Below are 6,739 nucleotides of genomic sequence, written 5' to 3' on the forward strand. Positions count from 1 at the left end.
GCATCATGGGCCGCAACCTGGCCCTCAACGCCCTCGACGCCGGCGCCGACGTCTCCGGTACCGACCTCGGTGACGACGCCGTCTCCGGCTTCGAGCAGGAAGCCTCGCGCGACGTCGTCGCCACGACTGACCTCGACACATTCCTCGAGTCCCTGCCGACGCCCCGCAACATCCTGGTCATGGTGCCCGCCGGGAAGGCCGTCGACTCCGTCCTCGAGGGGCTCGCTCCCAAGCTGAGCGAAGGCGATCTGGTGATCGACGGGGGCAACTCGTTCTACCAAGACACGCAGCGCCGTCAGTCCATGATGGACGAGAAGGGCCTGCACTTTTTCGGGATGGGCGTCTCCGGCGGCGAAGAGGGCGCTCGCACCGGGCCGAGCATGATGCCGGGTGGTCCGAAGGAGCCGTACTCCCGCGTCGCTCCCGTCCTCGAGGGGATGGCGGCGAGCGTGGACGGCGAGCCGTGCGTCGCGCACCTGGGCGAGGGCGCTTCAGGTCACTACGTCAAGATGGTCCACAACGGCATCGAGTACGGGCTGATGCAGCTTCTCGCCGAGTCCTACGACCTGATGAAGCGTGGCGGCGGGCTCGGCAACGACCGCATGGGCGACGTCTTCGGCGAATGGAACCAGGGCGCCCTGCGCTCCTATCTGGTCGAGATCACGGCCGACATCTTGCACCAGCCCGAGACCGTCACCGTAGCGCCCGACGAGATGCCGGGCCACCAGGGGCCGCCGGAAGGCATGACCGGCCAATACCTGCTCGACTTTATCAAGGACACGGCCAAGCAGAAGGGGACGGGCAAGTGGACCAGCCAGGACGCGATGGACCTGGGCGTCCCCACGCCGACCATCGACGCGGCGGTGACGGCCCGCTACGTCTCGGCCTTGAAGGACGAGCGCGTCGCGGCCTCGAGCCAACTCGGCAAGCCGGCCGGCCGCGCGCCGGGCGACCCGGGGGATCTGGTCGAGGCGCTCGGCGGAGGGATGTTGGTCGCGTTCCTGGCCACCTACGCCCAGGGCTTCGCGCTCCTCAAGCGCGCCAGCGACGCCTACGAGTTCGGCCTCGATCCCGAGACCGTCGCCAGGGTGTGGCGCGGCGGCTGCATCATCCGCGCCGACCTGCTCGAGACCTTCCGTGAGGCGTTCCGCAGCGACCCCGACGTCCCGAACCTGCTGGTCGCTCCCGAGATCGCACCGACCGTGATCCAGAACTGCGAGCCGTTGCGCGACGCCGTTCGCCTGGGTGTCCAGGCCGGCATCCCGACGCCTGCGCTCGCGACCGCGCTCGCCTACCTCGACGCGTACCGTAGCGAGTGGCTCCCGGCGAACCTGGTCGCCGCTCAGCGCGATTACTTCGGCGCGCACACCTTTCAGCGGACCGACAAGGACGGGACCTTCCACGCGCAGTGGATGCCCGCCGGGATCTAGCCGCCCTCGAGGACGCCGCCGGCCCCGATGCGGGCGGCGTCTCCCTCGATTGATCTGGAGGAGCGCCCCCGAGGACGTGTCATGGGCAATCGACGCGGGTGGAACGCGTCTCTCTACTGGCACAAGGCGCTTGGAGCCTCGACAGAAATCTCGATCTCGCCACTCGGGGGGACATCTACGCCAGACTCTTCTGTCTCACCCAAGACCGTCACGCGGATGTCGTAGGACGCTCCGGGTCGCAAGGCCGTCGTTTCGAGAGAGACAGACTCCAGGGAGCCGTCGGAGCCACGCGTCACGACCTCGCTTCCGCTGACGCTGAACCACGACGCCCCACCGGCTTCGCGTGCTGAGATCGAATACGCCGGCATGGCATTGGCGTAGACGCGCCGCTCGGGGTTCGCGCACGTCGGGCTCACAGTGACCACCACGGGCCTCGATGGGGCCCGGAGGGACACGACGCAGTCGACGCAGTCAGCGGGCGAGGCAGCGTAGAACGCGCCGTTGAGTGTGACGCCGGTCTCGAGGCGCTCGGCCCCAGCAGGCACTTCGAGGACGACCGAGTCCTGCCCCGCCGAGATCACGCCCTCGATGGTGTTCGACGCCGTCACAGCACGCGCCGCAACCGATCCCTCGTTCCCATTCCGTTCGATACGAACGGTGACGTCTCGCAGGGTGATGTTCGACCTCGAGTACGCCATCGGGCTACCCACGATCGAGGTCGCACCTACGATCGTCGTGCCAGAGCGGCGACCGCCAGCCCCGGCAGCCGTGACGACTCCTGAGCCGGCTGGCACCCATTCTCCGGCGGACACATCAAACGCGATGGCCTCGACTCGGTCACCGGGCTGGAGGGGCAGGCCTGTAGACGGGTCGAGGACGTTGTCTGGGATCGTGACGGAGATGTCGACGTCGGTGTCGGCGGAGGTGGCGCTACGGCTACCAGCGGCTGCGGTGACGTAGAAGGCGGCGATGGCGGCGTCTCCGTTTTCCAGAACGGGGATCGACGCGAAGGCGGGTGTGCCGGGAGAGATGGTCGTGACCGCGACCTCGAGGTCGCCTCGGAGTGGCCGTCCGCTCGCGTCGGTGAAGACCGTCCCCTGAGCGATACGGGCAGTCGTCGATGAGCCGTCGTCCAAGGTGGCGGTGGCCGTGATGGGTGCCGTCGTCCCAGCGTTGCCGTCGGATGTACCTGACGCCGAGCCGGAGCCGGAACCGGAGGGCGGCCTCGAGGGCGAGAGCAAAGCGATGGTCATGCCGTACGACCCGGAGTCGGCCAGTGCGATGACGCGACGTTGCGGCAGGTAGCCGTCGGCCTCAACGGAGACGGCAACGTGGACTGGAGCTGTTTGCCTCGGCATCGAGGCGTCCGAAATCGCAAAGGTGAACGCGCCGCCCTCGATGTCCGCGCCTTCAACAGGGTCGCCAAACCCGTCGACCACCGCGCCCGCAACCGATGGTGTGAAGGTGATCGACACGACGCCCTCGACGAGGTTGCCGGTCGCAGCGTCCACTACGACGCCGCCGACGACGGTCGACGGGCTCTCGATACCCAGGATGATGTTGAAGTCGTCCACCGCGGACTCGACCGCGGCGAGGTCGCAGGCCGAGAGGCTAAAGGCGAGCGCAAAGGCGAGGAGGTAGCGTTTCATATCGATGGGTCGTGCGGCCGAAAGGGAGGAGGTCGCCTAGCGGCCCAGGCTGGTCTTGAGTCCGAGCGACACGACCGGGTGCAGGCGGAAGCTGTCGAAGCCGTCCTCGAGGACGGCCACGTTGGCGGGGTCGGCGGTGCCGCCGATGAGTCCGCTGCCGGTCATCTCGATCGAGGGCGGGCCGACGTAGGCCGCGCCGGCCTCGAGGGTGACGCCGAACGGCCCGGCCGTGAGGTCGCCGACGCCGATGCCGAGGTAGGGCGCGATGGGCTGCTCGTAGGTGATTTCGGCGCGCAGCGTGCCGACCCGCTCGACGGAGAAGGTCCGGTCGAGGTCGGAGTTGTAGTACGGCTCCGCGGCGGAGATGTCGGCCGTGACGCCGTTCAGGTTGTAGAGCGCGCCCGCCGTGATATGGAACGTGTTGCCGAGCGGGTGCCAGTCGGCCAAGAGCCCAACGGAGCCGAGCCCGAGGTCGGCATCGTAGTCGAGCGTCAAGCCGTCGATGTCGGCGTCGGCGCCGTCGAACAGGCCGTCCTGCGCGTACGAAAAGCCGTTGGCCGTCAGCCGGACGTTGACCGTCGGAGCCACGCCCACCGAGAGGTCGCCTCCGACTCCGAGCGTGCTCGCCCGGACCGACACCCCGACGTCTTGGGCGTTGACGGGCGCGGCGAGGAGGACGGCGGCGAGGAGGGCGTAGCGAGCACGCATGGGCGGAGGGGCTGGACGTCGAGACGGTTCCCCTGGGGCATCGAGCGTCCCGGCTCGGCGTTAAGCCCTCGAGGCTGACGCGAGGGGGTTTGTCTCGTCACGCCGACGCGATCGGACTCCATTCGTCCTCGAGGGGCGTCGTCCTCGAGGCTGCTGGAGCGTGCGGTTCAGATCTCGGCCCGTGCGTCGTCCTTGGGCGCTCTGAGTCGGGAGGTTGAATGCCGCCCTCGAACTCCGCCGGTCCCCGGTCGGCGTCCCGACCTCGAGGCCGCTCGCGACGTCCCCCTTCTCATCCGAGGAGGGGACAGGGGGTGGTCCTCCGTCCTCGAGGTCGCCGCTCGTCCTCGAGGACGGCGGGCTCCCCGGTGTGACTCGCGCGTAGGACGGCCTCCTCCCGCTCACGCGCCCGATGCACCTCCCGAACGCCGTCCAACTCGTCCTCTTCGGCGCGGGGGGGGACCTCGCGCACCGCAAGCTGATCCCAGCGCTGTACGACTTGCACCGCGAAGGCCACCTGCCCTCGGAGGTCGACGTCATCGGCGTGGACCTGGCGGACATGGACGACGCGTCGTTCCTCGAGTTCGCCTGCGACGCCTCCGACTCGCTCGGACGGTTCTTCCCCAAGGACGCCGACGCCGAGAACTGGGCCGAGTTTGCCGAGCGGCTCGCCTACGTCCAGGGCGACGTCACCGAGGACGACACGTACCAGCGGCTCCAGATGCGCTTGGAGGACGTCGCGCCTGACGGGGAGCGGCCGCACCGCGTCTTCTACCTGTCCGTCGCCCCGTTCCTCGTCGCGCCCATCGTGTCCGGCTTGGCCAAGGCCGGGCTCCTCGCGGATACGGAGCGCGATCGGTTCGTGGTCGAGAAGCCGTTCGGCCGCGACCTCGAGTCCGCGCGCGGCCTGGACGCGCTCCTGGTCAAAGAAGCCCAGGAGAGCCAGGTCTACCGGATCGATCACTACCTCGGGAAGGAGACCGTCCAGAACCTGCTCGCCTTCCGGTTCGCGAACGCCATGTTCGAGCCGGTCTGGGACGCCCGCTACGTCGACCACGTCCAGATCACGGTCGCCGAGACGGTCGGCGTGGAGCACCGGGGCGGGTACTACGAGACGTCCGGCGCGATGCGCGACATGGTCCAGAACCACCTGCTCCAGCTTCTCTGCCTGGTCGCGATGGAGCCGCCGGTCGCGTTCAAACCCGACGAGGTCCGCAACAAGAAGGTCGATGTGTTGCGCGCCGTCCGGCCCATCACGCCCGAGCGCGTCCACGAGGTCGCCGTCCGCGGTCAGTACGGGCCGGGATACCTCGGCGGCGAGCAGGTCCCGGGCTACCGGTCCGAGCCCAAGGTGGACCCGCGGTCCGCGACCGAGACCTACGTCGCGATGAAGCTCGAGGTCGACAACTGGCGGTGGAACGGCGTCCCGTTCTACTTGCGAACGGGCAAGCGAATGCCGCGCCGCGTGTCCGAGATCTCGGTCCAGTTCCGTCCCGTCCCACACCGCGCCTTCCCCGCTGGCGCCGACGAGGCGTTCCAGCCGAACCGTCTCGTCCTGCGCATCCAGCCCGACGAGGGCATCGTGCTGCGTTTCCAGGCCAAACGTCCCGGCCCGTCGATGCTGCTCCAACCCGTCGCGATGCGGTTCGACTACGAGGACGCCTTCGACACGCCGCCGGAGGCCTACGAGACGCTCCTGCTCGACGCGATCCGGGGCGACGCGACGTTGTTCATGCGCGCCGACCAGGTCGAGGAGGCGTGGAAGGTGGTCCAGCCCGTCCTCGACACGTGGTCCGCGACGCCGCCTGCGGAGTTCCCCAACTACGCCGCCGGCACCTGGGGGCCCGCCGCCGCAGAACGGATGCTGGCCCGCGACGGCCGCTCCTGGATCGAGCCGCTGCCGTCGGATCCGATGCCCGTCGGGACGGCGCCGGAGGCGATCGCGGAAGCCCACCCCGGGACGGTGAAGTAGTCGCGGTCGGGGCGCAGGGCGCAGTTTGCGTCCTCGAGGACGATGCACCGAGGGTCGGAGGGACATGGTGCGCCGCTCCGTACGGCGTGCTCTCGAAGTCGAGCCCGCCACGAGACACCGAGCGCCCTCTGCGTCCCGCCATTGCGCATGACTCCACCCCGTAGATCGCCGACCCGGTCCGGCCTCGAGGGCGGGCTCTGCGGCAGCGCTCTGTCGCGTCGTCGAGGACGCCCACCACTTACCCCTCCGAGATCTCGCGTAGCTCGCGGCTCCGCTCGGTCGCCATCGCGACGGCGTCGATGAGCATGGTCCGCAACCCGTGCTTTTCGAGTTCCGCGACCGCGCTGATCGTCGTGCCGCCCGGCGTCGTGACCTGGTCGCGCAGGATGGCCGGGTGCTGCTGGGTCTCGATGGCGAGCCGCGCCGCGCCGAGCACCGTCTTGGCGGCCAGCCGGCCGGCGACCGACCGCGGCAACCCTTGCTTGACGCCCGCATCCGTCAGCGCCTCGATGACCATGAACACGTAGGCGGGCCCGCTCCCCGAGAGCCCCGTCACGGCGTCCATCAAGTGCTCCGGCACGACCTCGACGATGCCGACGGCCTCGAAGACCTCGCGCGCCAAGGCGACGTGGGAGTCGTCGGCGTGCTCGCCGGGCGCGATGGCCGTGGCGCCTTCGTCCACCAGAGCCGGCGTGTTCGGCATCGCGCGGACGACCGGGAGGTCTTGATCGAGGGCGTCCGCGATGGCGCCGGTCGTAACGCCCGCCAGCGTCGACAAGACGAGGGTGCCGGGCGCGATGTGGGCTTTGACCTCGTCCACGAGTGACGCCACGTTCTGCGGCTTGACCGAGATCAGGACGACGCTCGCCCCCGTGACGGCTCGGACGTTGTCCGTCGTGACATGGACGCTCGGAAACCGCTCGCGAAGCTCTTCAAGACCGTGCTCGCTGCGTCGCGTCGCCGTAATCCGGTCGCCCTCGAGG

At 69.3% G+C, this 6,739-nt stretch carries 5 protein-coding genes; 2 read left to right on the plus strand and 3 right to left on the minus strand.

Translation table 11 applies throughout. The features are described 5' to 3' along the window. Positions 1–2: 2 nt before the first annotated feature. The gene (gndA, locus tag WBA11_RS13370; RefSeq protein ID WP_424521168.1) at positions 3–1,430 is read left to right on the plus strand and encodes an NADP-dependent phosphogluconate dehydrogenase; all 1,428 of its coding nucleotides are present in this window, start codon (positions 3–5) and stop codon (positions 1,428–1,430) included. A gap of 113 nt (positions 1,431–1,543) precedes the next feature. Here gndA and WBA11_RS13375 read toward each other — a convergent pair whose 3' ends face one another. Together WBA11_RS13375 and WBA11_RS13380 are read right to left on the minus strand one after the other, a co-directional pair. After that, positions 1,544–3,079: a hypothetical protein gene (locus tag WBA11_RS13375; protein ID WP_424521169.1), complete on the minus strand. Its 1,536-nt coding sequence runs from the start codon at positions 3,077–3,079 to the stop codon at positions 1,544–1,546. A 36-nt stretch (positions 3,080–3,115) separates the two neighbouring features. After that, positions 3,116–3,787 carry a hypothetical protein gene (locus WBA11_RS13380; RefSeq protein WP_424521170.1) on the minus strand — a complete coding sequence of 224 codons (672 nt, stop codon included), beginning with the start codon at positions 3,785–3,787 and terminating at the stop codon, positions 3,116–3,118. Positions 3,788–4,196: 409 nt separating this feature from the next. Between WBA11_RS13380 and zwf the strand changes: the two genes are divergently transcribed. Further along, positions 4,197–5,756, plus strand: a complete 1,560-nt coding sequence (zwf, locus tag WBA11_RS13385) for a glucose-6-phosphate dehydrogenase (protein ID WP_424521171.1) — start codon at positions 4,197–4,199, stop codon at positions 5,754–5,756. 238 nt (positions 5,757–5,994) lie between these two features. On the opposite strand, the gene proC is transcribed toward zwf, so the two are convergent. Continuing rightward, positions 5,995–6,739 (minus strand): pyrroline-5-carboxylate reductase (proC, locus tag WBA11_RS13390; protein ID WP_424521172.1); only part of this gene is annotated, 745 nt, incomplete at its 5' end.

The organism is Rubrivirga sp. (assembly GCF_049648075.1).
Taxonomy (GTDB): domain Bacteria; phylum Bacteroidota; class Rhodothermia; order Rhodothermales; family Rubricoccaceae; genus Rubrivirga.